Origin of the sequence: Actinomadura sp. NPDC047616, assembly GCF_040642915.1 — a bacterium.
Lineage (GTDB): Bacteria > Actinomycetota > Actinomycetes > Streptosporangiales > Streptosporangiaceae > Spirillospora > Spirillospora miaoliensis.
In genome coordinates this window covers 345,346-365,123 of sequence record NZ_JBEYTB010000001.1, presented here as the reverse complement: position 1 = coordinate 365,123, position 19,778 = coordinate 345,346, and the positions used below count along the sequence as shown (strand labels likewise).

At 71.7% G+C, this 19,778-nt stretch carries 16 protein-coding genes; 5 read left to right on the top strand and 11 right to left on the bottom strand.

The window, feature by feature from the left end; all coding sequences use genetic code 11:
- Nucleotides 1–33 precede the first annotated feature (33 nt).
- From ABZ801_RS01850 to ABZ801_RS01815, 8 genes are all read right to left on the bottom strand, one after another.
- Nucleotides 34–2,973 (bottom strand): HAD-IIIC family phosphatase, encoded by a 2,940-nt coding sequence (locus ABZ801_RS01850; protein ID WP_360691453.1) that lies wholly within the window; start codon nt 2,971–2,973, stop codon nt 34–36.
- The gene (locus ABZ801_RS01845; protein ID WP_360691451.1) at nt 2,963–3,892 is read right to left on the bottom strand and encodes a TauD/TfdA family dioxygenase; all 930 of its coding nucleotides are present in this window, start codon (nt 3,890–3,892) and stop codon (nt 2,963–2,965) included. Before ABZ801_RS01845 ends, ABZ801_RS01850 begins: the two co-directional genes overlap by 11 nt.
- A 126-nt stretch (nt 3,893–4,018) precedes the next feature.
- Nucleotides 4,019–4,999 (bottom strand): 2-oxoglutarate and iron-dependent oxygenase domain-containing protein, encoded by a 981-nt coding sequence (locus ABZ801_RS01840; RefSeq protein WP_360691448.1) that lies wholly within the window; start codon nt 4,997–4,999, stop codon nt 4,019–4,021.
- A gap of 12 nt (nt 5,000–5,011) precedes the next feature.
- Complete coding sequence (locus ABZ801_RS01835; RefSeq protein WP_360691445.1) at nt 5,012–5,863, bottom strand: radical SAM protein; 852 nt, start codon at nt 5,861–5,863, stop codon at nt 5,012–5,014.
- A 51-nt stretch (nt 5,864–5,914) separates the two neighbouring features.
- Nucleotides 5,915–7,213 (bottom strand): radical SAM protein, encoded by a 1,299-nt coding sequence (locus ABZ801_RS01830; RefSeq protein WP_360691442.1) that lies wholly within the window; start codon nt 7,211–7,213, stop codon nt 5,915–5,917.
- Nucleotides 7,213–8,703 (bottom strand): radical SAM protein, encoded by a 1,491-nt coding sequence (locus ABZ801_RS01825; RefSeq protein WP_360691439.1) that lies wholly within the window; start codon nt 8,701–8,703, stop codon nt 7,213–7,215. Before ABZ801_RS01825 ends, ABZ801_RS01830 begins: the two co-directional genes overlap by 1 nt.
- 26 nt (nt 8,704–8,729) lie before the next feature.
- Nucleotides 8,730–9,863 (bottom strand): asparagine synthase-related protein, encoded by a 1,134-nt coding sequence (locus tag ABZ801_RS01820; RefSeq protein ID WP_360691436.1) that lies wholly within the window; start codon nt 9,861–9,863, stop codon nt 8,730–8,732.
- Between the two features lie 279 nt (nt 9,864–10,142).
- The gene (locus tag ABZ801_RS01815; RefSeq protein ID WP_360691434.1) at nt 10,143–10,292 is read right to left on the bottom strand and encodes a hypothetical protein; all 150 of its coding nucleotides are present in this window, start codon (nt 10,290–10,292) and stop codon (nt 10,143–10,145) included.
- Nucleotides 10,293–11,089: 797 nt separating this feature from the next.
- Between ABZ801_RS01815 and serS the strand changes: the two genes are divergently transcribed.
- Nucleotides 11,090–12,370 (top strand): serine--tRNA ligase, encoded by a 1,281-nt coding sequence (gene serS, locus ABZ801_RS01810; RefSeq protein ID WP_360691431.1) that lies wholly within the window; start codon nt 11,090–11,092, stop codon nt 12,368–12,370.
- A gap of 36 nt (nt 12,371–12,406) precedes the next feature.
- Complete coding sequence (locus ABZ801_RS01805) at nt 12,407–13,444, top strand: alcohol dehydrogenase catalytic domain-containing protein (RefSeq protein WP_360691428.1); 1,038 nt, start codon at nt 12,407–12,409, stop codon at nt 13,442–13,444.
- A 41-nt stretch (nt 13,445–13,485) separates the two neighbouring features.
- On the opposite strand, the gene ABZ801_RS01800 is transcribed toward ABZ801_RS01805, so the two are convergent.
- Nucleotides 13,486–15,822 carry an AAA family ATPase gene (locus ABZ801_RS01800; protein ID WP_360691425.1) on the bottom strand — a complete coding sequence of 779 codons (2,337 nt, stop codon included), beginning with the start codon at nt 15,820–15,822 and terminating at the stop codon, nt 13,486–13,488.
- A gap of 176 nt (nt 15,823–15,998) precedes the next feature.
- Here ABZ801_RS01800 and ABZ801_RS01795 point away from each other — a divergent pair, with 176 nt between their 5' ends.
- Nucleotides 15,999–16,955, top strand: a complete 957-nt coding sequence (locus ABZ801_RS01795; RefSeq protein ID WP_344941838.1) for an NAD(P)H-quinone oxidoreductase — start codon at nt 15,999–16,001, stop codon at nt 16,953–16,955.
- 15 nt (nt 16,956–16,970) lie between these two features.
- Entirely contained in the window at nt 16,971–17,525 is a 555-nt protein-coding gene (locus tag ABZ801_RS01790) for a bacterial proteasome activator family protein (RefSeq protein ID WP_344941835.1), read from the top strand.
- Between the two features lie 59 nt (nt 17,526–17,584).
- Here ABZ801_RS01790 and ABZ801_RS01785 read toward each other — a convergent pair whose 3' ends face one another.
- Both ABZ801_RS01785 and ABZ801_RS01780 read right to left on the bottom strand, forming a co-directional pair.
- Nucleotides 17,585–18,427: an HAD family hydrolase gene (locus tag ABZ801_RS01785; protein WP_360691421.1), complete on the bottom strand. Its 843-nt coding sequence runs from the start codon at nt 18,425–18,427 to the stop codon at nt 17,585–17,587.
- Nucleotides 18,428–18,588: 161 nt separating this feature from the next.
- Entirely contained in the window at nt 18,589–19,158 is a 570-nt protein-coding gene (locus tag ABZ801_RS01780; RefSeq protein WP_360691418.1) for a TetR/AcrR family transcriptional regulator, read from the bottom strand.
- A gap of 141 nt (nt 19,159–19,299) precedes the next feature.
- Between ABZ801_RS01780 and ABZ801_RS01775 the strand changes: the two genes are divergently transcribed.
- Nucleotides 19,300–19,704, top strand: coding sequence for a DUF3291 domain-containing protein (locus ABZ801_RS01775; protein WP_360691415.1), 405 nt, complete (start codon nt 19,300–19,302; stop codon nt 19,702–19,704).
- The last annotated feature ends 74 nt before the right edge of the window (nt 19,705–19,778 follow it).

Below are 19,778 nucleotides of genomic sequence, written 5' to 3'. Positions count from 1 at the left end.
CTGACGGGCGGGCTCGCGGTGCCCCGGCGGCGCTCACCTCCCCGGGCGGGAGTGCTCACTGCGCAGCTCGGCCATCAGGCGGGACACGTCGGGAGCGAACAAGGCGACGTTCTCCTTCTCCATCATGGCGGAATGGGCTCGCAGCCCGGCCACCGGGCGGATCGGGTAGGGCCTGGTCTCGGTCCGCTCGCCGAGGACTCCGGCGAGCACGTGGTCGGGGCCGCCGTCGAGGGCGCCGTCGGCGACGGCGAAGACGTAGGAGCGGCCGCGATGGCCCCCCGGCGTCGGCCGGTACGCGCGGGCCAGCTCCTGATTCTTCTTCCACACGCATGCGCCGCGCAGGACGTCCAGCGGCGCCAGCTCCGGGATCAGCAGCCGGTTGCGCTGGTGCTCGTCGGCGTCGGCGAGCAGGCGGGCGAGCAGTGCCCGCCACACGGCCTCGCGGCCGACCGCGGCGTCCAGCGGCTCGGCACCGGGGAAGATCTCGCGGTCCAGCGCCACCAGCGACACGGCGTCCGTGCGCCGCGGGTCGAGGAACTCGAAGAAGCGGCCCAGCGCGGCTCCGGGGGCCGGTTCCCGGTCCCCTCCGCCCGGCTCCGCTCCGCCCGGCTCCGCTCTCGGCGGCTCCCGTCGCGGCGGGTCGAACAGCACGAGGCCCGCCATCGCGCCGCCCGCGCCCTCGACGGCGACGGCCGTCTCGTACGCCAGGATCGCCCCGAACGACCACCCGGCGAGCACGACCGGGTCACCGCCCGCCAGCCGCCGGATCTCCTGGCGGTACACCCGGACCAGCGCGTCCAGATCCAGGAGCGTTTCGTCGCCGGTCAGCTCGGGCGCCTGCGCGATCAGCACCGTCTGCTCGTCGCCGAGAGCACGGATGAGCTCCAGGTACCCGTAGGCCAGCCCCCCGGCCGGAGGCAGGAACACCAGCGGAACACCGTGGCCGCCGCGCAGCCGTGTGATGACCGGGATGCGCGCCGGAGCCTTCTGCATGAAGTTCTCCGCCTGCTGGGCCACGGTGGGCAGCGCCAGCATCTCGCCCAGCGTGAGGGTGACCCCGCACCGCTGTCCGATCCGCGCACACACCTTCAGCACGTCGACCGACGTCGCCCCCCAGACGCCGAACAGGTCGTCCTGGTGCCACACGTCCTCGACGCCCAGCACCTCCTCCCAGGCCTGCTTGAGCATCGCGGACCACAGGCCGAGGGTGCGCGGGCGGCCGTCGTCCTCCCGGCGGGGGAACAACGACTCGTAGAGGGCACGCGCGCCGGTGAACTCCTCGGCCAGCCACGCCAGGAACACGTTGGCCGACGGCAGCGGAGCGTCCGGGACGGCCTCCGCTCCGGCTTCCGGCTCGCGGAGTTCCAGCGGGTCGCCGGGCGGCGCGGAGGCCGGTGGTGACGCGGCGGCTTCGACGGTCAGCCTCACCCTGCCCCCGTCGTCACCGTCCTCGACCCACTCGGCGCCCGCGCGGGTCAGGAAGGACCGGGCGGGACCGTTCCGGTCCGTTCGCCTGACCTCGAACACGAGCGTGTCCACCCCGCTCGCCGCCGCCCTGTCCGCCAGCTGCCGCAGCAGCCGGTGCTCGACTTCCCGGTGCAGGACGCGGCAGCTCAGCAGCCAGGTCCACACGTGCAGCGCGGTGGGGGTGACGGAGTACTCCAGCACGCCCGTCAGGCCGTAGTCGCCGAAACGGTCCGCAACCTCGACGACCAGGCACACGCGGCCGTCGTCGGCGAGGTCGCGAGCCACCGCGGCCGGCGTCCTGCGGGACGGGCAGGTGTTGAACTGGGTGACCCGGTCGCTCATCTGGACGATCCGCGGGACGTCCTCGGGGAGCGCCTGCCGCACGCACAGCCGCAGGTCCAGGTCCGCCAGGAACCGTTCCCGGTCGGCGGCCTGCTCCAGGGCGCGCCTGCGGCTGACCTCGGCCCGGTACTGCTCGGTGCGGTCCACGGCGACCGTGCCGGCGCCCGGCGGGTCGAGCAGCCACGCGTGCTCCATGAACGCGCCGACGGCCTTGTCGTCCTGGGGGAAGCGAAGAGTGTGGACGGCGGGCATCTCGGTGCGCATCCGGACGCACTCACCGGGATTGTCGTCAACGAAGACGAACGATTCGGGCGCCAGGTTCAGGTCCGCCGCGGCCTGGCGCAGCATCGTCGGCTTGGGAGCCCACCCGGCCTCGACTATCGCGAAGTCGTCGAGTGTCAACGGGAAGTCGTGCTCGTCGAAGGCCCGCACCACGTCCTCGCGGGCGTTCTGCGAGAACAGGCAGAGCAGCACGCCCTGGCGCCGGCGCTCCAGCAGCATGCGCTGGAAGGACTCCCGCCCCGGGCCGAGCCGCAGCCCCCGTTCGCCGGACTCCGCGCAGGCGCCCTCCCACAGCGTGTAGTCGGCGTCCACGGCGATCACCTTGACCGGGCGTCTCTCCGCGGCGTGGACGACGCGGGCGATCTCGGCGGCGAACGCGGTGTGCAGCTCGTTGCCGTAGACGGGTTCGCCGTCCAGCTCCTGGCAGGTCGCGTCGCCGACCCGGTACCGGGGGACGACCTGCGACGACGTGATCAGCGTCGTGCGTTCCACCTCGCTCAGCCGGTCGGCCAGCTCGGCCTCGCACCGCGCCACGTCCGCCGCCGCGAACGCGCCCGGCGGCGAGGGGTACAGGCACACGATCGAGCCGACGGCGGGACTTCCCGGACCGTCCAGGCCGGCGAGGAATCCGGACAGGTTCTCTGCGAACCGCTCCCGCCGCGCGCCACGGCCGTCCGGCGCCGCGTCCATCCAGTCCACCGCGCGCAGGACGACGATGTCCCAGTCGCGACCGCGCGCCCCCGCCTGCCGCCGGAACTGGACGAGCCCGGCGGCGAGCTGGTCGAAGCGGATGTCCAGGCCGAGCCGGTCGCACAGCCGGCGCAGCGGCCGCGACAGCGGACCCGCCGGAAAACTGGCGGCTATGGTGGCGCTAGTCCCCATCGGCCGCCCGGGCTTCCGCGGGGCCGCCGTCTTCCCGGAGCGGCCCGGTGAGGTTCACCTTGCAGTGCCGGATCCGCCGTCCGGAACGGCCGGGATCGCCGACGGCCTCGCGGGCGTGCAGGACGCGGCGGTTGTTGACGATCAGCAGGTCGTCCCTCTCCAGGCGGAACCGGTGCAGCCGCGTGCTGGTCAGCATGACGGTGTCCACCATGCGGAGGAACTCCATGGTGTCCCCATGGGGCAGGTCGCTGCCGTACCGTTCCACCGCGTGGGCGACCCGGAAGGGCTGCCAGCGGATGCCGTCCTGGGTCAGCGGCACCGCCCTCAGCTCGCCACCGCCCAGGCCCTCGTCGACCGCCCAGGGCAGGACCTCGTCGCCCAGCCGGTCGACGGCGCCGATACCGAGCCGGTCCCCGACCTCCTCCACCGCGTCGTCCAGGGGGAGCAGCAGCGACACTCCCTCGCCCGACTGGTCGGGTTCCACGCACAACATCATCGTGATGTCGTTCGGCGTGGGCCAGTTGGCGCTGTCGGTGTGCAGCCATTCGGTGAGGACACCCCACCCCTGCGCCCGGGCCGACTCCCGCGGCCGGAGAATGCGCGTCACCGTGTAGTACGGATTCGGGTAGGGATGGGCCGGCCTGCCGATGCGCCCGGCCAGGACGCCGAACAGCAGGGCGCCGGAACCGAAGCCGACGCCGCGCACCACGGTGTAGTAGGGCGGCCGGCGCAGGCGCACGCGGATCTGCGTGGCCAGCGCGTCGATGGCGTCGAGCGGCAGTCCGTGCGCGGCGGCGACCGAGCGGGCGCCGTCCGGGGCGAGCAACGCCCTGTCGTCGAAGGAGTCGTCGTCTCGCACTGTGAGGTTCCCGAGGTCCTGCGACCATCGCAGTACCGCGTCGGCGCGTTCCGTGGCCATGGGTACGCCCTGAATGGTCAACCTCCTGCTCGCTGTTCGCTGTCGGCCCTGTTGCGGGGGCTGTCGCGGAAGGTCCTGTCGCTGGGCGGCGCGCTGCGCGGCGGCGTGCCGCCCAGCCGCCGCGCATCAGCCCCTCGTGCCCGGCGCGGCCGGCGCCCGCTGCCGGCTGCTCTTCCGGGTCAGCCATTCCCCGGCGGTGACGGGCCGCGGACGCGGTCCGCCCGGTGCGTCCCGGAGCCGGAGTGGCTCGATGACGGCGTCCAGATTCGGATTGTGGAAGAACACGATGCTCTGGCGGCGTGTCGCCCGCCCGGAGCCGGCCGGAGGATTGGCGACCCGGTGCACGGCGGACCGCCACCGCTGGTCGGTCCAGTAGGCCATCAGGTCGCCGATGTTGACCACGAGCGTGCCGGGCGGGGCCGGCACGTCGATCCACTCTCCGTCCCGCGCCTGGACCTGCAACCCGCCGGGGGCGTCGTCGGTGGCGATCATCGTCAGCACGCCGAAGTCGGTGTGCGCTCCCGCCCGCATGGCCCCGGCCTCCGGCGGGCGGGCCTGCTCCGGATAGCTGATCAACCGCAGGAAGTCCGCGCTGCGGTCCATCTTGTCGGCGAAGGCGGCTTCCGGAACGCCCAGGGCGTCGGCGAGCAGCCCCATCACCCGCCCGGCCAGCGCATGCGCGGCGCGGTAGTAGGCCAGCAGCGCCTCGGTGAACCGAGCCGGATGGTCGGGCCACTCGACGGCGCGCAGCCCCGCGCCGGCGTACTCGGCGGACCGTTCCGGGACGTCCACCGTCCCGATCGCGAACGCCTCCTTGACGTCTGCCGGTGCCGTCGCCCCGCCGGTCGCCGCCAGGCTCTCCGTGCCGAGCGGCGTGTAGCCGCGCGAAGACCCCGGAAGGTGGAACCGGCGTTTGTAGTCCTCCGGGGCGTCGAAGAACTCCCTGGCGACGGCATGGACGTCGCGCAGCAGATCCGGATCGAGCCCGTGGCCGCGCAGCAGGAACAGCCCGGTTTCGGTACACGCCTCCGCCACCCGGCGGGCGGTGGTCCGGCGCCGCGACGCCGCGCCGGAAAGGTGGTCGGTGAGGTCAATGATCGGCGGCATGCGCACCGCGACTCACGCCGATCGTTCGGCCAGCAGCTGCCCGCATCCGGCCTGGATGTCGCGGCCCTTGCTCGGCATGGGCTTGGCCATGAGCCCGGCGTCGGCCAGCAGTTCCCGAAACTCGTCGACCCGGTGGTCGTCGATGCGGCGGAAGGGGAATCCCGGGATCTCGTTCCACAGCAGCAGGTGCACCTCGAACAGCTCGGGGTCCAGCAGGTCCACCAGGCGCCGGGCGTCGTCGATCCGGTCGTTGACCGACTCGAAGAGCAGGTAGTTCGCGATGACGCGGCGGCCCCGCGTCCGCGCGAAGTGCCGTGCCGCCGTGAGGATCTCCTCGATGCCCCATTTGCGTGTGGTCGGAATGAGCTGGCGCCTGGTCTCGTCGCTGGTCGCGTGCAGCGAGACGTGCAACTGGAGATAGGTCGGCTCGTCGGCCAGCTGGTAGATGCGCGGCACCACGCCCGAGGTCGTCAACGAGACCACCTCGATGTCGGTCCACTCGTACAGCCGGCGCGCGGCCTCCACCATGTTGTCGTAGTTGAGCAGCGGCTCGCCCATGCCGGACAGCGTGACGAAACGCCACGGAACCGTCAGGCCGCGTTCGCGGCAGTCCTCGTCGACCTGGACGGCCTGGGCCACGATCTCGTCGGCGGACAGGTTGCGCGCCGGGCGCTGGAGCGCCGTGGCGCAGAACGTGCAGCCGATGGCGCAACCGGTCTGGGTCGAAAGACACTGGCCCGGCCCCGCGTGGTGGGAGAAGAAGACGGTCTCGACACGTCGTCCGTCATGGAGCGTCCAGAGGTATTTGGCCGTTCCCTCGTCGTCGATATGGCGCTCGGTCAGCCGGAGAGCTGCGTCGGTCATCGTCACCCCTGTCGGATGCACCCGGATGCGTGCCGGGCGGTGTCTGTCGCACTAGAGGAAGAAACTGTGCGTCGGACGTGGGAGGACCGTGCGCAGCTCCTCGATCCACACGCGTACCTCATGGAGGCGGTCCTCCTTGCGGAAGTGCTCGATCTCGCGGAAGAGCCGGTTGAAGAAGTACCCCCGGCCGTTGCTGGGGCACTGCCGGGCGAAACAGTTCGTGGTCCGGACCATGTCGAGGACGGCCCGCCGCTCCGGCCCGTTCCAGATGTCTCCGACACCGCGCTCGGCGACGTTGCCGATGAAGTAGTCGGGATTGCCGTAACGGTCCGAGCACACGACCATGTCCCCGTTCGGGGTGACCTCCCCGAACCAGCCCGCGGCCAGGCAGCCGAAGTCGTCGTGCCCGGCATCGGGGGCGTCGGCCCGGTCCGCCTCGTCCGGACCGCTGTCGTCGGGCACGACCACGTCGATTCCGGCGTCCTCCAGGCGCCGGCGCCACGGGGCGCCGGGGCCGACCACGCGCAGGAACCTCTCCACGGTGTCGTCGTTGATGACGAGCTGGGCCGTGTAGAAGGGGAAGGCTGGCCGGAAGATGACGTAGTCGACGCAGCCGTCTCCGTACTCGTCCACCAGCCGGCACAGGTGTTCGGCGGTGTTCTCCAGATCCGGCAGGTTGCGTTCGTCGACCACGACGGAGACGCCGAAGAGCGTAGGCGAGCGGCGTTGCGCGCGCACCTCCGCCAGGCGGCGCAGGTTGTCCAGCACCCGGTCGGCGTAGCCCTTCCGGGGGTCGTAGTCGTGGTGCAGCTGGTGGACGTCGGGGCTGACGGCGTTCAGGCTGACCCGGACGAACACCAGGTTGGCGTCGAACAGCTCGTCGACGCGGCGCCGGTTCAGCAGGCTGCCGTTGGTGAACAGGCACTGCGGCAGGCCGAGCCGGTCGGCCTTCAGCGCCGCCGGATACAGCAGGGGGTTCATGGTGGGCTCTCCGCCGACCCACATGATCCCGATCCGGTCGGGCGCCAGATGGTCCAGGACGTGATCGATCTTGTTCTCCCGCATCACGGTCAGCGGTGTGGCGCGGGGATGGCTGAAGACGTCGGTGTCGGACCAGTCCTCCCGGGCGCTACGGCAGCTGCACCAGGGGCAGGAGAAGTTGCACAGGTAGGTCGGCGACAGTTCGACGTGCAGCGGCTTGACCGCGTCGTACTGCCCCGCCAGGACCAGCTCCACGCGGTCTTCCCAGAAGACCCACTGGCCGGCCTCCTTGCGGGCCCGCCGGAACTGTTCCTCGTCCCCGTAGGCCGCCACCCGGTGGGGCAGCGGCCATCCGGTCCGTATGCTCATCAGACGAAGAACGAGTGGCCGAGCGGGTAGGTGACCTCGCGCAGGTCCTCCATCCACTTGCGCACCCGCCCGATCTCCCCCTGCTGCCGCAGGCGTTCGATCTGGTGGAAGACGCGGTTGTGGTGGTGCCCTCGGGAGTTGTGCGGGCAGAAGGTCTTGTAGCACTCCTTGGCGTTGATGGTGTCCAGCACCTGGCGGCGGCGGTCCCCGTTCCAGATCTCGTCGAGGGTGTTCTCGAAGAGGTTGCCGATGGTGTACTCGGGGTTGCCGTAGGAGTCCGAGCAGAGCTGGACGTCGCCGTTGTGCCGGATCTCGCTGTACATCCCGTAGGCCAGGCACCGGGTGTCGTCGTATTCGGTCTCCTCCGGCGCCTCGTCGTAGGAGTCCTTGATCAGGATCAGCGGGATGCCCAGGTCGTTGAGGATCCGCCAGACCTCACCGCCCTCGCTGACGAGGTCGAGGGCGCGCTTCTTGGTGTCTTCGCGGACCTTGGCCCAGTCCTTGTCGAAGTGCGAGTAGTTCATCACCGGGCGGGCGATGACGTAGTCGATGCCGGGCCCCGCCTCGTCCACCACCGCGCGGATCTCCTTGGCGGCGGCGACGGTGTCCTCCATGTTGCGCTCGTCGGTGATGAGGGAGATGCCGACGAGGGTGCGCGCGCCCCGCTCCAGCTTCCGCTTGGCGAGCAGCCGCATGTTCTTCTTGACCCGCTCGAAGTAGTCCCAGTCCCGCGGGTAACCGTGGAACTTGCTGTACGCCTCCTCGGTGCCGCAGTTGAGGCTGATCCGGATGAGGATCGGGTCGGCGTCCAGGCAGCGGTCGACTTCGAGGAACGTGCCGTTGGTCAGGAAGCTCGCGGTGATGCCCTTGCGCCGGGCGTAGAGCATTCCGTCGTAGGTGAACGGGTTGGCCGTCGGATCGCCGCCGCCCCACACGATGCCCATCTGCTCGTCGGTGCGGTGCTCGGCGATCTGGTCGATCACCCGGCGCAGCCCCTCCGGGTGCATCGTGTTCTTCTTCTCGACCTCGGTGTTGTGCTCCCAGGTGCCGCCCTCGACCCATCGGGTGCGGGTGACCCGCCGGGTGCAGTGCGGGCACTTGAAGTTGCACACCAGCGTGAAGATGCCCTCGAAGTGCGCCGCCGGGATCTCGTGGTACCGGCCTTCGAGCACCAGTTCCGCACGCCGTTTCCAGTGCACCCACTGCGCCATGTACTTGGGGGCCTTGACGAACTCGGAATAGGTGCCGTACTCCCCGACCCGATCCGGCATGGGATAGGCGGTACGACCTGCGATCTTGGGCAGCCAGGCGCCGGCGTAGGGCTGCAGCGGAGAGATCAGTTCCTCGTTGGAGAAGAGCGCCTCATGGTCGTTGATCTGGAAGATCTGGCGCCCGTCGAGGACCCCCTCCGGACGCAGCGGTTCGAGGTCGCGCTTGTCGATCAGCGGTAGCCGGCGATGGGGTACTCGCTTGCCGTCTGTACTCGTCATGAAACCTTACTCCCGATTCCGGTCCGCTAGGAGCGAGCGATCCATCCGTGCTTGTCCAGAAGCTGGCAGACATCGCACAGCCCTGACCATTCCACTTCGACGGCGGGCTGCTGGACGACCGAGCCGCCGCAGTTCTCGCATTCGCGGTAGCGCGCCGCCATGTCCACCGCGTTGCGCGCGTGCGCCGTGAACATCCAGTGTTCGATTCCCGGCCAGTACCACTGGATCTGGTCGGCCAGGTAGTAGTAGAAGTTCCGGTCGCTGGGGTTGAACTCCCATTGGTTGGGCGTGGTCTGCTTGGGCCGGTGCCCGGTGCGCCGCGTGTAGTACAGGTGCAGTTCACGCTTCGGTGTGAACGCGAGCGGCAGGATGTAGGTGTAGGGCCCCACCTGGCGCCGGGGAATCGGGCCGACGTCGAATCCGGTGGTGAAGGAGTTGAGCATCCCGGCGAGCAGATCGGTCGTGTGGAGACCGAGGGCGATCTTCTGCACGCCCATCTCGTCGCCGTAGGCCTCCAGCACCCGCCGCGTCGAGTGGTGGTCGGCGTACATCGCCAGGTGCGCGTCCTCGGTCTCCATGAGATGCATGAGGATCTGCGCCATCGGCCGGTTGAGGTGGAAGACCTTCTCGGCGTATCCGGCCTCGATGACATGGTGGTCGACACCGTGCCGCTGGGCGAGCCCGCGGGCGAAGTCGAAGGTCTCGGACCACTTGCTGTCGAAGTCCTGGAAGGTGGCCGCGTGGATGTTCAGGCCCGGCGCGGCCCCGCTGTCACGGTAGGCGGCCAGCAGCATGAGCAGCGACCCGCTGTCCACCCCGCCCGACAGGCCGAGAACGACCTGGTCGCCGGTCTCCAGGAGACCGAACTCGGCGATGGTGTCCCGCACGACGCCCTCGACGTGGGCCTCCGCGCCCTCCAGGTCGAGTGGGGTGGTCTCCATGCGCAGCGCACCCGTGGGGTCGACCCCCAGACGCCGGTGCACGTAAGCGGCGCTGCTGTCGTGCGACTGGTACAGCCGCCGGATACCGACGATGTCGTACCCCTCGATCAGCCTGGCCACATAGGTGCTGTCCGGGTCCAGTACGTGATGGTCGGGGACGATCTCGTCGTCCCCCCGATACGTGACGGTGGAGGTGGGCGGGATTGCGTTGCGCAGCAACGCGGCCGCGACGGTGTCTCCGGGCTGGCTGATCAGAGAGTGCAACCCGCCTCGGCGGTCAAGCAGCGACAGAGTAGGCACGTGTCTCCGCGGAGTTAGAGAATGCTATTGGAAAGGCAAGTGAACGTTGGAACAGCGCGATCGCATCGAGAGCAGTGCGATCACACCGGGAACAGCGATCACATCGGGAAGAGTGCGATCACATCGGGAACAGCGCGATCATCGCACCGGGCACCCGAACGCACCGGTCGGGCGCCCGGCTCGATGTTCCCTCCTGGCTTACTTGCTGGCGCGCGGGTCGGCACAGCAGGTGCGGAAGCGGATCAGGTCCGCCTCCCGCTTGGCCGCCGTCTCACGGAGCGCGGCCAACAGCGAGGTGGGGCTCACCTTGGTCGAGTCCGCGGCTTTCGTGGGGGTGGATGTGATCATTACATGCCCTCCGTTACGGACGACTGGGACGATCAAGGTCAACTCACCGTAGATCGAACCTTTGGAAAGTTCCAGAGGTGACCGAATACGATTTGATCACCGCGAGGCTCTTGCAGGACCGCGGTCCGCGATGATAAGAATCACGAGGCTCCCAGGAGCTTGCGTCGCCATGCACAACGGGGAGGCAGGGTCGTCAGTGGTCACCAGGAAAACTCCCATTCGCCGCAGGTCAGCGCGTTACTCCCGCATTCTGGGCCGGTGGTGTCCCGCCGGCGCTCCAGGCCGGCGCTGACGAGCCGTGGCCGACCAGGTTCCGCATGACGTCGGCGGGCGCTGCCCGCCCCTCCCACCCGGCCGGATCACCCTCAGGCCGTACGCCTAGCGACAGGCCGTACGCCTAACGCCGGTCCCGCTCCCGTTCTCCGCCGCTTCCTCCCGATGCCCGACAAAGCCGCATGCCCGACAAAGTCGCGTGGCTCAACCGACCGGGCCCGGACCGGTGGCCGGCCGGTCGCCGGCAACGGTGCGCCGAGGGGCACGGGCCACCCGGTCAGACCGTCCACCCTCGCCCTCGCCGTAGGCTTGACATGGCGGAATGATCCTGCGTCGTGCCGCCGTCCTACGGACGCCAGGCACCCGCGGTGACGCTTCCGCCTCAGCCGGCCGCCCGCGCGTCCGGCCGCCGCCGTGTCGGATTTCGGAGCGAAGGCCACCGCCGCGCGGCACACCGCAAAGTCGATGGCCGCGGCCGACGACTCTCAGTAGAGTCGTCACGCTCAACAGCCTGGGAGGGGCAGATGATCGACCCGAATCTACTGCTTGAAGACACCGATGCCGTGATCACGGCACTCGCCGGAAAGGGTGTTCCGGCGGACTCGGTGCGGGAGGCCCGCGAGGCCCTCGTCGAGCGTCGATCGCTGCTGAGTGAGCTGGAGCGCAACCGCGCGGAGATGAACCGCCGCGCCAAGCAGGTGGGTCGGTTGAAGGCCAGCGGCGACCCGGCGGCCGACGAGGAGCGCCGCCTGCTCGGAGACCTCAAGGCAAAGATCTCCGACCAGGAGAACTCCTACCGCAAGGCGGACGAGCGGTTCCGCGACCTGATGCTCCGCCTGCCCAACATCCCCGACCCGGCGGCCCCGGTCGGCCACGACGAGGCCGACAACGTGGTCCTGCGCTACGAGGGTCCGGCGGCCGAGCAGTTCAAGACCGGCGAGTACCGCCCGCACTGGGACATCGCCGGCGACCTCGGCATCTTCGACGCCGAGCGGGCGGCCAAGCTGAGCGGGTCGGGCTTCGCCCTGCTCTACGGGGACGGGGCGCGGCTGCTGCGCGGCCTGGTGCAGTTCGGCCTCGATCTGCATCGGGAGACCTACACCGAGGTGCTGGTCCCCCACCTGGTCCGCGGCCCCCTCATGGTGGGCACCGGGCACCTGCCGAAGTTCGCCGAGGACGCCTACAGCATCCAGCCCGACGACCTGTGGCTCATCCCCACCGGCGAGGTGCCGCTGACCGGGTTGCACCAGAACGAGATCCTCAACCCGGACGAGCTTCCCCGGCGGTACATGACCCACACCGCCTGCTTCCGTCGCGAGGCGGGGTCGGCCGGCAAGGACACCCGCGGATTCCAGCGGGTCCACGAGTTCCACAAGGTGGAGCTGGTGCGGATCTGCACGCCGGACACAGTCCAGCAGGAGTTCGAGGCGCTGCTCGCCGACTGCGAGCGGGCACTGCGGACGCTGGACCTGCCCTACCGGGTCGTCGACCTGTGCACGGGCGACCTGACCTTCTCCTCGGCGCGGATCTTCGACCTGGAGGTGTACGCCCCCGGCGTCGAGCGCTGGCTGGAGGTCTCCTCGGTCGGCAACTTCACCGACTACCAGGCGCGTCGCGGCAACATCCGCTACCGCACCGAGAGCGGCAGGACGGCCCCGGTCTACACGCTCAACGGCTCGGCCATCGCGACGCCGCGCCTGTGGGCGGCGATCATCGAGCACGGGCAGCGACCGGACGGGTCGGTGGAACTGCCGGAGGTTCTCGAACCCTACGTCGGCACCCGCGTCATCAAGCCCAGGGGATGAGGCGCGCGCTGCCGCCCGCCTGAGAACATCGTCGCCATGCGAGCGGCGATCATGTATGGAGCGGGTGACGTGCGCGTGGCCGACGTCCCCGACGCGCGGATCACGGCGCCGACCGACGCCCTGGTCAGAGTTCTTCTGTCCGGCGTCTGCGGCAGCGACCTGTGGATGTACCGGAAGATGGCGCCCAGCGACCGCGGCGTGCGGATGGGGCACGAGTTCCTCGGGGTCGTGGAGGAGGTCGGGGCCGACGTGACCGCGGTCCGGCCCGGCGAGGTGGTGCTGGCGCCGTTCAGATGGTCCGACGGTACCTGTGAGTTCTGCCGTGCCGGGCTGCCCACATCCTGCTCCGACGGCGGCTCGTGGGGAGGCGCGCTCGACGGCGGCCAGGGGGAGGCGGTGCGCGTCCCCCTGGCAGACGGCACGCTCGTCCCCGTACCGGTCGAACCCGGCGATCCCCGTCTGGTGCCGGTTCTGGCGCTCGCGGACGTGCTGTGCACCGGCCACCACGCCGCCCGCGCTGCCCGGGTCGGCCCGGGCGCGACCGTCGCGGTCATCGGAGACGGAGCCGTCGGGCTGTGCGCGGTGCTGGCCGCCTCCCGCCTCGGCGCCGAAAGGATCACCGTCGTGGGCGCCCACGAGAATCGTCTGGAACTGGCCCGCCGGTTCGGCGCCACGGAGGTGCTGGAGGCGCGGGGCGACGCCGCGGCACGCCGGCTGCTGGAGCTGTCCGACGGGCGCGGGTACCACGCCGTCCTGGAATGCGTGGGCACCGGCACGGCCCTGCGGACGGCTCTGGACGCCGCCCGTCCCGGCGGCGCCGTCGGCTACGTCGGCGTGCCCCAGGACGGAACCGGCGTCGACGTCCGCACGTTCTTCCGCCGCAACGTCACGCTCGCCGGGGGAGTCGCCCCCGCACGGGCGTACATCCCCCAGCTCCTGCCGGACGTGCTGTCCGGCGGAATCGACCCCTCGCCGATCTTCGACCGTGTCGTCGCGCTCGACGACCTCTCCGAGGGCTACGCGGCCATGGACCGGCGGGAGGCCATCAAGACGCTCGTCGACCTGCGCCGCTGAGCCGGAGCGGCCTCCCCGGCCCGGGCGCGCCCGGGCTGGCGCTATTCGCGGTGAACGGCGAAGCCGTCGCCGACCATGGCGGCCAGGTTCAGGTACGCCTCGCGGGTCGGGCTGGCCAGCTGGTCCAGGTCGACCTCGGCGCCCTCTTCCAGGTGGTCGTCGTAGGGGATGCGGACGACCCCGCGGCAGCGGCTCTCGAAGTGGGCCTGCAGCTTGTCCAGGTCGACCTGGCTGCGGGTGCGGTTGCGGACCATCGACAGCACCACCACGCCCTCGCGGACCAGGTGGCCGTGGTCGTGGGCCTCCAGCCAGTCGAGGGTGGCGCTGGCGGAGCGGGCGCCGTCCACCGACGGGGAGCTGACCAGGACGAGCTGGTCGGCCAGGCTGAGCACCCCGGACATGGCCGAGTGCAGCAGGCCGGTGCCGCAGTCGGTGATGCAGATCGAGTAGAACCGCTCCAGCACCACGGCGACCGCCGCGTAGTCCTCGGCGCTGAACGCCTCGCTGATGGCCGGGTCGCGGTCGGAGGCCAGCACCTCCAGGCGGGCCGCGTTCTGCGAGGTGAAGCCGCGCACGTCGGCGTAGCGGTAGATGTTCTCGCGGTTGTTCAGCAGGTCGCGGACGGTGGCGGCGGTCTCCAGCCGCAGCTTGTCCGACAGCGTGCCGCGGTCGGGGTTGGCGTCCACCGCGATCACCCGGTCGCCGCGCAGCGACGCCAGCATGGAGCCGAGCCCGACGGTCGTGGTCGTCTTGCCCACGCCGCCCTTCAGCGACATGACCGCGACCCGGTGGTGGCCGGAGGTCACCGGGGTGCGGGCACGGGCGATGAGGTCCTTGCGGCGCATCTCGGCCTGCGACTCGCTGGGGTGGATGCTGCCGCCGGTGGCCTTGTAGACGGCGCGGCGCCACCCGCCGGAGGGGGCGATGCGCCGCTCACCGAGAAGGTTCTCCGAGCTCAGGCTCTCGGCGCTCTGCGGGGGAGGCGGCCCCTGCGGAGCCTGGGGCGCCTGCGGAACCTGCGGGCCCGGGTGCACGGGCTGCTCGGGCCCCGCCGGAGGCGCGGGCGCCGGGGGGTAGCCGGCGGCCGGAGCGTCGAAGCCGGGCACCGGGTTGCTGTTGGGGTCGTACGGCGGCATGGGAGCAGGAGGCTGAGGCGCGCCGTAGGGCTGCCCCGGCTGCCATGGCTGGCCTCCGTACGGCGGCTGGACGGGCTGCCCCTGCTGGCCCTCGTACGGCACCTGGACGCCCGGCTGGACGGGCCCGCCCGGCTGCCCTTCGTAGGGCTGGGCTTCGTAGGGCTGGGCTTCGTAGGGCTGGCCGGGCTGCATGGGCTGGCCCGGCTGGGCAGGCGCTCCTTCTACTCCCGGGGGCGGGCCCTGGGGGTCGCCCTGCGGCGGAAGCCCCTGCTGGGGGGCGGGGCCACCGGGCGGGGGGCCGGGCTGGTCGCCGGGGTACGGCGGCAGCTGCTCCAGAGGCGGCGCCGCCTGCTCGTTGGCCGGCGCCTGCTCGTACGGGGGCGGTGCCTGCTCGTACGGGGGCGGCGACAGGTCGTACACGGTCGGCGTCGGGTCGTAGGGGGGCGACGCCGGGTCGTAGGGAGGCGGCCCGGCCTGGTAGGGAGGCGGTGTCGGCTGCCCGTTTTCGGAGACGGGCGGGGGCGGCTGCGGGCCGGGGTGCTCACCCGGCGGAGGCGGCGTCGATCCCTGGAAATCCGGCAGCGGAGGGGGAGGCATCTGGGACGCGTCGTACGGCGGTGCGTAACCGGAGACGCCCGCGTACGGCGGAGGCAGCATGCCGCCGTCGAACGGCTGCGGCATCGGGCTGCCGTCGTACGGCTGCGGCTGGTGCGGCGGCGGTGGCGGGGGCGGCTGCTGGCCCGCGTCGAACGGCTGGGGCGGCCCGTACTGAGGCATGGGCATGTCCCCGTACGGCGGGAAGCTCGACTGCTGTGCGTCGGCCGGAGGCTGCGGCCCCTCCGGCGGGGCGCCCTGGAAGGGCGGCGGAGCCGACAGCCACGGCTCGGGCTGCGGCGGGCTCACCGGGGGCTCGTTCTCGGACGCGTCAGCCTCCGGGGCCGGACGCGTCGCCTCCGCATCCGCGGCCGTGCCTTCGCCCACGGGGGCGCCTTCCACAGGGGCGCCTTCCGCGGACGCGCCTTCCGCCGGGGCGCCCTCCGCGGCGGACGCGCCTTCGGCCGGGGACGCCGGGGACGCGGCGTCGTCCGAGGCCGGAGCCGCCGCGGGCGGCGACTCGGCGGGGTCGGGCTTGCCCGGCCCCGGTTCATCGGGCGGAGACGGTTCGGCGCCCTGGCTGCTCATCGCGTCCAGAGATGCCAGGCGCTCCTCCAGCGACCGTCCGTCGTGCTCGTTCCTCGCCACCGGTTCTCCCCTCGACCCCGCCTCGAACGACCCTTTGGAGCTGGTTGGCATGACCCCACGGCAGAATACCCGTGCGCCTTTACCATGTGCCTCCGCAAAAGATCCACTCCCGCCGTCCGACGGGCCGTCCGGATACCGGAGGATGTGCGCGCCGAAGGGCCGGTAGCGTGATCGGTATGCATGCCATCGTCATCCGCGAACCGGGGGACGCCGACGTCCTGGAGTGGACGCGGGTCCCCGACCCGGAAGCAGGGCCGGGCGAGGTGCTCATCGACGTGGCGGCCAGTGCGGTGAACCGGGCGGACGTGATGCAGCGCCGCGGCTTCTACCCGCCGCCGCAGGGCGCTCCCCCGTATCCGGGTCTGGAGGTGTCCGGCCGTGTGGCGGCGCTCGGCGAGGGCGTGACGGGCTGGCGGGTCGGCGACGAGGTGTGCGCGCTGCTCGGCGGCGGGGGATACGCCGAACGGGTGGCGGTCCCGGCGGCGCACGTGCTGCCGGTGCCGCGCGGCGTCGACCTGGTCGAGGCGGCGGGGCTGCCCGAGGTCGCGTGCACGGTGTGGTCGAACGTCTTCATGCTGGCGGAGCTGCGCGAGGGCGAGACGTTCCTGGTGCACGGCGGCGGCAGCGGCATCGGCACCATGGCGATCCAGCTCGCGCGGGCGCGCGGGGCGCGGGTGCTGTGCACGGTGGGCAGCGCGCAGAAGGCCGAACGCTGCCGCGAGCTGGGCGCCGACGAGGCGATCAACTACCGCGAGGACGACTTCACGGCGCACGGCCCGTTCGACGTGATCCTCGACAACATGGGCGCGGCCTATCTGGAGCGCAACGTGTCGGCGCTGGCCACCGGCGGCCGATTGATGATCATCGGGTTGCAGGGCGGCCGCCGCGCCGAGCTGGACCTGAACGAGCTGCTGCGCAAGCGGGCGCTGGTGCACGCGACGTCGCTGCGGGCGCGTCCGGCCGAGGAGAAGGCCGCGATCGTCGCGGCGGTGCGCGAGCACGTGTGGCCCCTGCTGGAGTCGGGCGCGGTGCGTCCGGTGGTGGACCGGACGGTCCCCATGGCGGACGCGGCGCGGGCCCACCGGCTGCTGGAGGACAGCGTGCACGTCGGCAAGATTGTCCTGACCGTCTGAACCCCTGGAGACAGCATGAACGAGTCTTCGCAGAACCCGTCCGGCGACCGGGCCGAGCAGGAGCCGCAGGTCCTGGTGGTCGGCCCGAACGGCATCGCGGTGGAGGGCGGCAAGCCCGAGGGCGGTGACGAGAAGTCGGTCACCGACATGGTGGAGCAGCCCGCCAAGGTCATGCGGATCGGCAGCATGATCCGGCAGCTGCTGGAGGAGGTGAAGGCGGCGCCGCTGGACGAGGCCAGCCGGGCCCGCCTCCGCGAGATCCACCAGTCGTCCATCAAGGAACTGGAGGACGGCCTGGCGCCCGAGCTGATCGGGGAGCTGGAGCGGCTGTCGCTGCCGTTCACCGAGGACGCGGTGCCGAGCGAGTCCGAGCTGCGCATCGCCCAGGCCCAGCTGGTCGGCTGGCTGGAGGGGCTGTTCCACGGCATCCAGACCACGCTGTTCGCCCAGCAGATGGCGGCGCGGGCCCAGCTGGAGCAGATGCGCCGCGCCCTGCCCGCCGGGATGATGCCGCAGGCCCCGGCCGCCGAGGAGGAGCAGCGCCGCCGCCAGTCCGGCCCCTACCTGTAGGGCTGTGGGCGCCGCCCGCCGCGCCGCGCGGCGGGGAGCACCGGAAGGCCCAGTCCGAGTCAGCGGGCCCCGTCCGCCGGCGCCGGCAGGTCCGGAACTCCGGGGAAGAGCTTCTCGAGGACCTGGGCGACGCCGTCGTCGTCGTTGCCCGCCGTGGTGTGCGTGACCGCCGCCAGCACCACGGGATGGGCGTTGGCCACCCCGTACGAGGTGCCCGCCCAGGTCAGCATCGGCAGGTCGTTCGGCATGTCGCCGAACGCCACCACGTCGGCGGGCGGGATGCCGTGCTCGGCGCACAGCTCGGCCAGGGCGCTGGCCTTGGTGACGCCGTGCGCGCTCATCTCCAGCAGGCCGCGTCCCGAGGAGTGCGTGACGGTGACCAGGTCGCCCACGGCCTCGCGCGCCTTGACCGACAGCGAGTCGGGGTCGGCGTCGGGGTGGAACGCCAGCAGCTTGGTGCCGCCCTGGCTGACCAGCGCCTCGCCGTCCACCGGCCGCCCGCCCAGCGCCTCGGCGTCCCAGCTGCCCAGGTTGTAGCGGGCCTCGAACACGAACCCGTGCGGGTACTCCACGGCGAACCGCAGCTCGGGGATCGCCGCGCGCAGCCGCTCCACCGCCTCGGCGATCACCTCGGGGGTGATCATCCGGGTGCTGAGCACGGTCTCGGTGTGCAGGTCGTACACCACCGCCCCGTTGGCGCAGATGGCCACGCCCCGGTGGTCGACGGCCTCGGCGACTGGACGCATCCAGCGCGGCGGCCGTCCGGTGACCATGACCAGCAGCGCCCCCGCGCGCTCCACGCGGGCGAGGGCGTCGACGGTGCGGGGTGAGATGGTGCCGTCGGAACGCACGATCGTCCCGTCGAGGTCGGTGGCGACCAGGCGCGGCGTGGTTTGAGACATGTCACCTTCCCGTCGTGCCGCGTCCCGGGCCGTCGCGCACTCGAGGGGGTGGTGTGACGACGGCGGGCGCGGCTGGGACACACCATAGGCGATGTGTCAGACAGTGACCCTCGCCAGGCTCGCGCCCCGGCGCCCGCCGTCGCCGAGCCCGCCGTGCAGGGTCAGCCCCGCAGGCCGGACAGGTGGGCCAGGACGGGGCGGGCGGCCGACTCCGGGGAGTCGCCCAGATCGGCGGGGAGGATGCCGCTCAGCCACAGGGCGGCGAAGCCGTGGGCGATGGACCAGGCGGCGAGCGCGGCCGTGCGGTCGTCCGCCGGGCCGGACGACACGCCGGGGGCGCCGCGCAGCAGGATCCGGCCGGCGCGGGCGCGGGCGGCGCGCAGCTCGGCGTCGTCGGCGCGGTAGAGCTCGGGCCGGAACATCACCTCGAAGTACGGCCGGTGGTCGACGGCGAAGCGCACGTACGCCGTGCCGAGGTCGAGCAGGTCGTCGCCCGCGCGTTCGAGGGCGTCGGCGAACAGGGTGTAGCCCTCGGCGGCGATGGCGGTCAGCAGGCCGGTCTTGTCGCCGAAGTGGTGGGCGGGCGCCGCGTGCGAGACCCCGGCGCGCCGCGCCAGCTCGCGCAGGCTCCAGCCCGCCGGGCCGGACTCGCCGATCGCCCGCAGGGCCGCCTCGATGACGGCGCGGCGCAGGTTGCCGTGGTGGTACGCCGACTCGCTGATCTTCCTCACCCCTCTGACCCGCCGCGGATGGACCCTTCTGCGACCAGCCTATCTTGACATTGACAAGTTCGCGGCCGGAGCCGCAGACTTGCCAGTGACAAGATTCCGTGGGACGGCCCGCCGACCGTCCGCACTCCTGACGGAGGCACCATGCCGACCCTGCCGTGGACCGAACCCGAGTCCCCCGACGCCGAGGCCGAGGCGCTGGTCATGGCGTCACGACTGGAAGTCCGCTCGCTGCGTCACGTGCCGGGCTTCCTGCTGGCGTCGATGGCGCTCTGGCGCCAGGCCCGCCGGTCGCCCGGAGCGTGGGGCGTCGGCCTGAAGGCACAGCTGCTGCGGCGCACGTTCTGGACGGTCTCGGCCTGGCGCGACAAGGCGGCCCTGGACGCCTACGCGGCGGCCGAACCGCACCGGTCCGCCATGCGCCGCAAGCGCTCCGTGATGCGCGAATCGACGTTCGTGTTCTGGACCGTGCCGGTCGAGGACCTGCCCATCACGTGGGACGAGGTGCGGCGGCGCATCGCCGAGAAGCGAATGGAACAAGGCGGCTGAAAAAGCTCGCGGCGGGGCGCCTCCAGCGTGGAAGCGGGAGGCGCCCCGCCGCGTACAGCCCTTGACGGGCGCGT

Coding starts and splice junctions, on each gene's coding strand:
- ABZ801_RS01850 (WP_360691453.1), bottom strand. CDS start 2,973: ATGGGGACTAGCGCCACCATAGCCGCCAGTTTTCCGGCGGGTCCGCTG.
- ABZ801_RS01845 (WP_360691451.1), bottom strand. CDS start 3,892: ATGGCCACGGAACGCGCCGACGCGGTACTGCGATGGTCGCAGGACCTC.
- ABZ801_RS01840 (WP_360691448.1), bottom strand. CDS start 4,999: ATGCCGCCGATCATTGACCTCACCGACCACCTTTCCGGCGCGGCGTCG.
- ABZ801_RS01835 (WP_360691445.1), bottom strand. CDS start 5,863: ATGACCGACGCAGCTCTCCGGCTGACCGAGCGCCATATCGACGACGAG.
- ABZ801_RS01830 (WP_360691442.1), bottom strand. CDS start 7,213: ATGAGCATACGGACCGGATGGCCGCTGCCCCACCGGGTGGCGGCCTAC.
- ABZ801_RS01825 (WP_360691439.1), bottom strand. CDS start 8,703: ATGACGAGTACAGACGGCAAGCGAGTACCCCATCGCCGGCTACCGCTG.
- ABZ801_RS01815 (WP_360691434.1), bottom strand. CDS start 10,292: ATGATCACATCCACCCCCACGAAAGCCGCGGACTCGACCAAGGTGAGC.
- serS (WP_360691431.1), top strand. CDS start 11,090: ATGATCGACCCGAATCTACTGCTTGAAGACACCGATGCCGTGATCACG.
- ABZ801_RS01805 (WP_360691428.1), top strand. CDS start 12,407: ATGCGAGCGGCGATCATGTATGGAGCGGGTGACGTGCGCGTGGCCGAC.
- ABZ801_RS01795 (WP_344941838.1), top strand. CDS start 15,999: ATGCATGCCATCGTCATCCGCGAACCGGGGGACGCCGACGTCCTGGAG.
- ABZ801_RS01790 (WP_344941835.1), top strand. CDS start 16,971: ATGAACGAGTCTTCGCAGAACCCGTCCGGCGACCGGGCCGAGCAGGAG.
- ABZ801_RS01785 (WP_360691421.1), bottom strand. CDS start 18,427: ATGTCTCAAACCACGCCGCGCCTGGTCGCCACCGACCTCGACGGGACG.
- ABZ801_RS01775 (WP_360691415.1), top strand. CDS start 19,300: ATGCCGACCCTGCCGTGGACCGAACCCGAGTCCCCCGACGCCGAGGCC.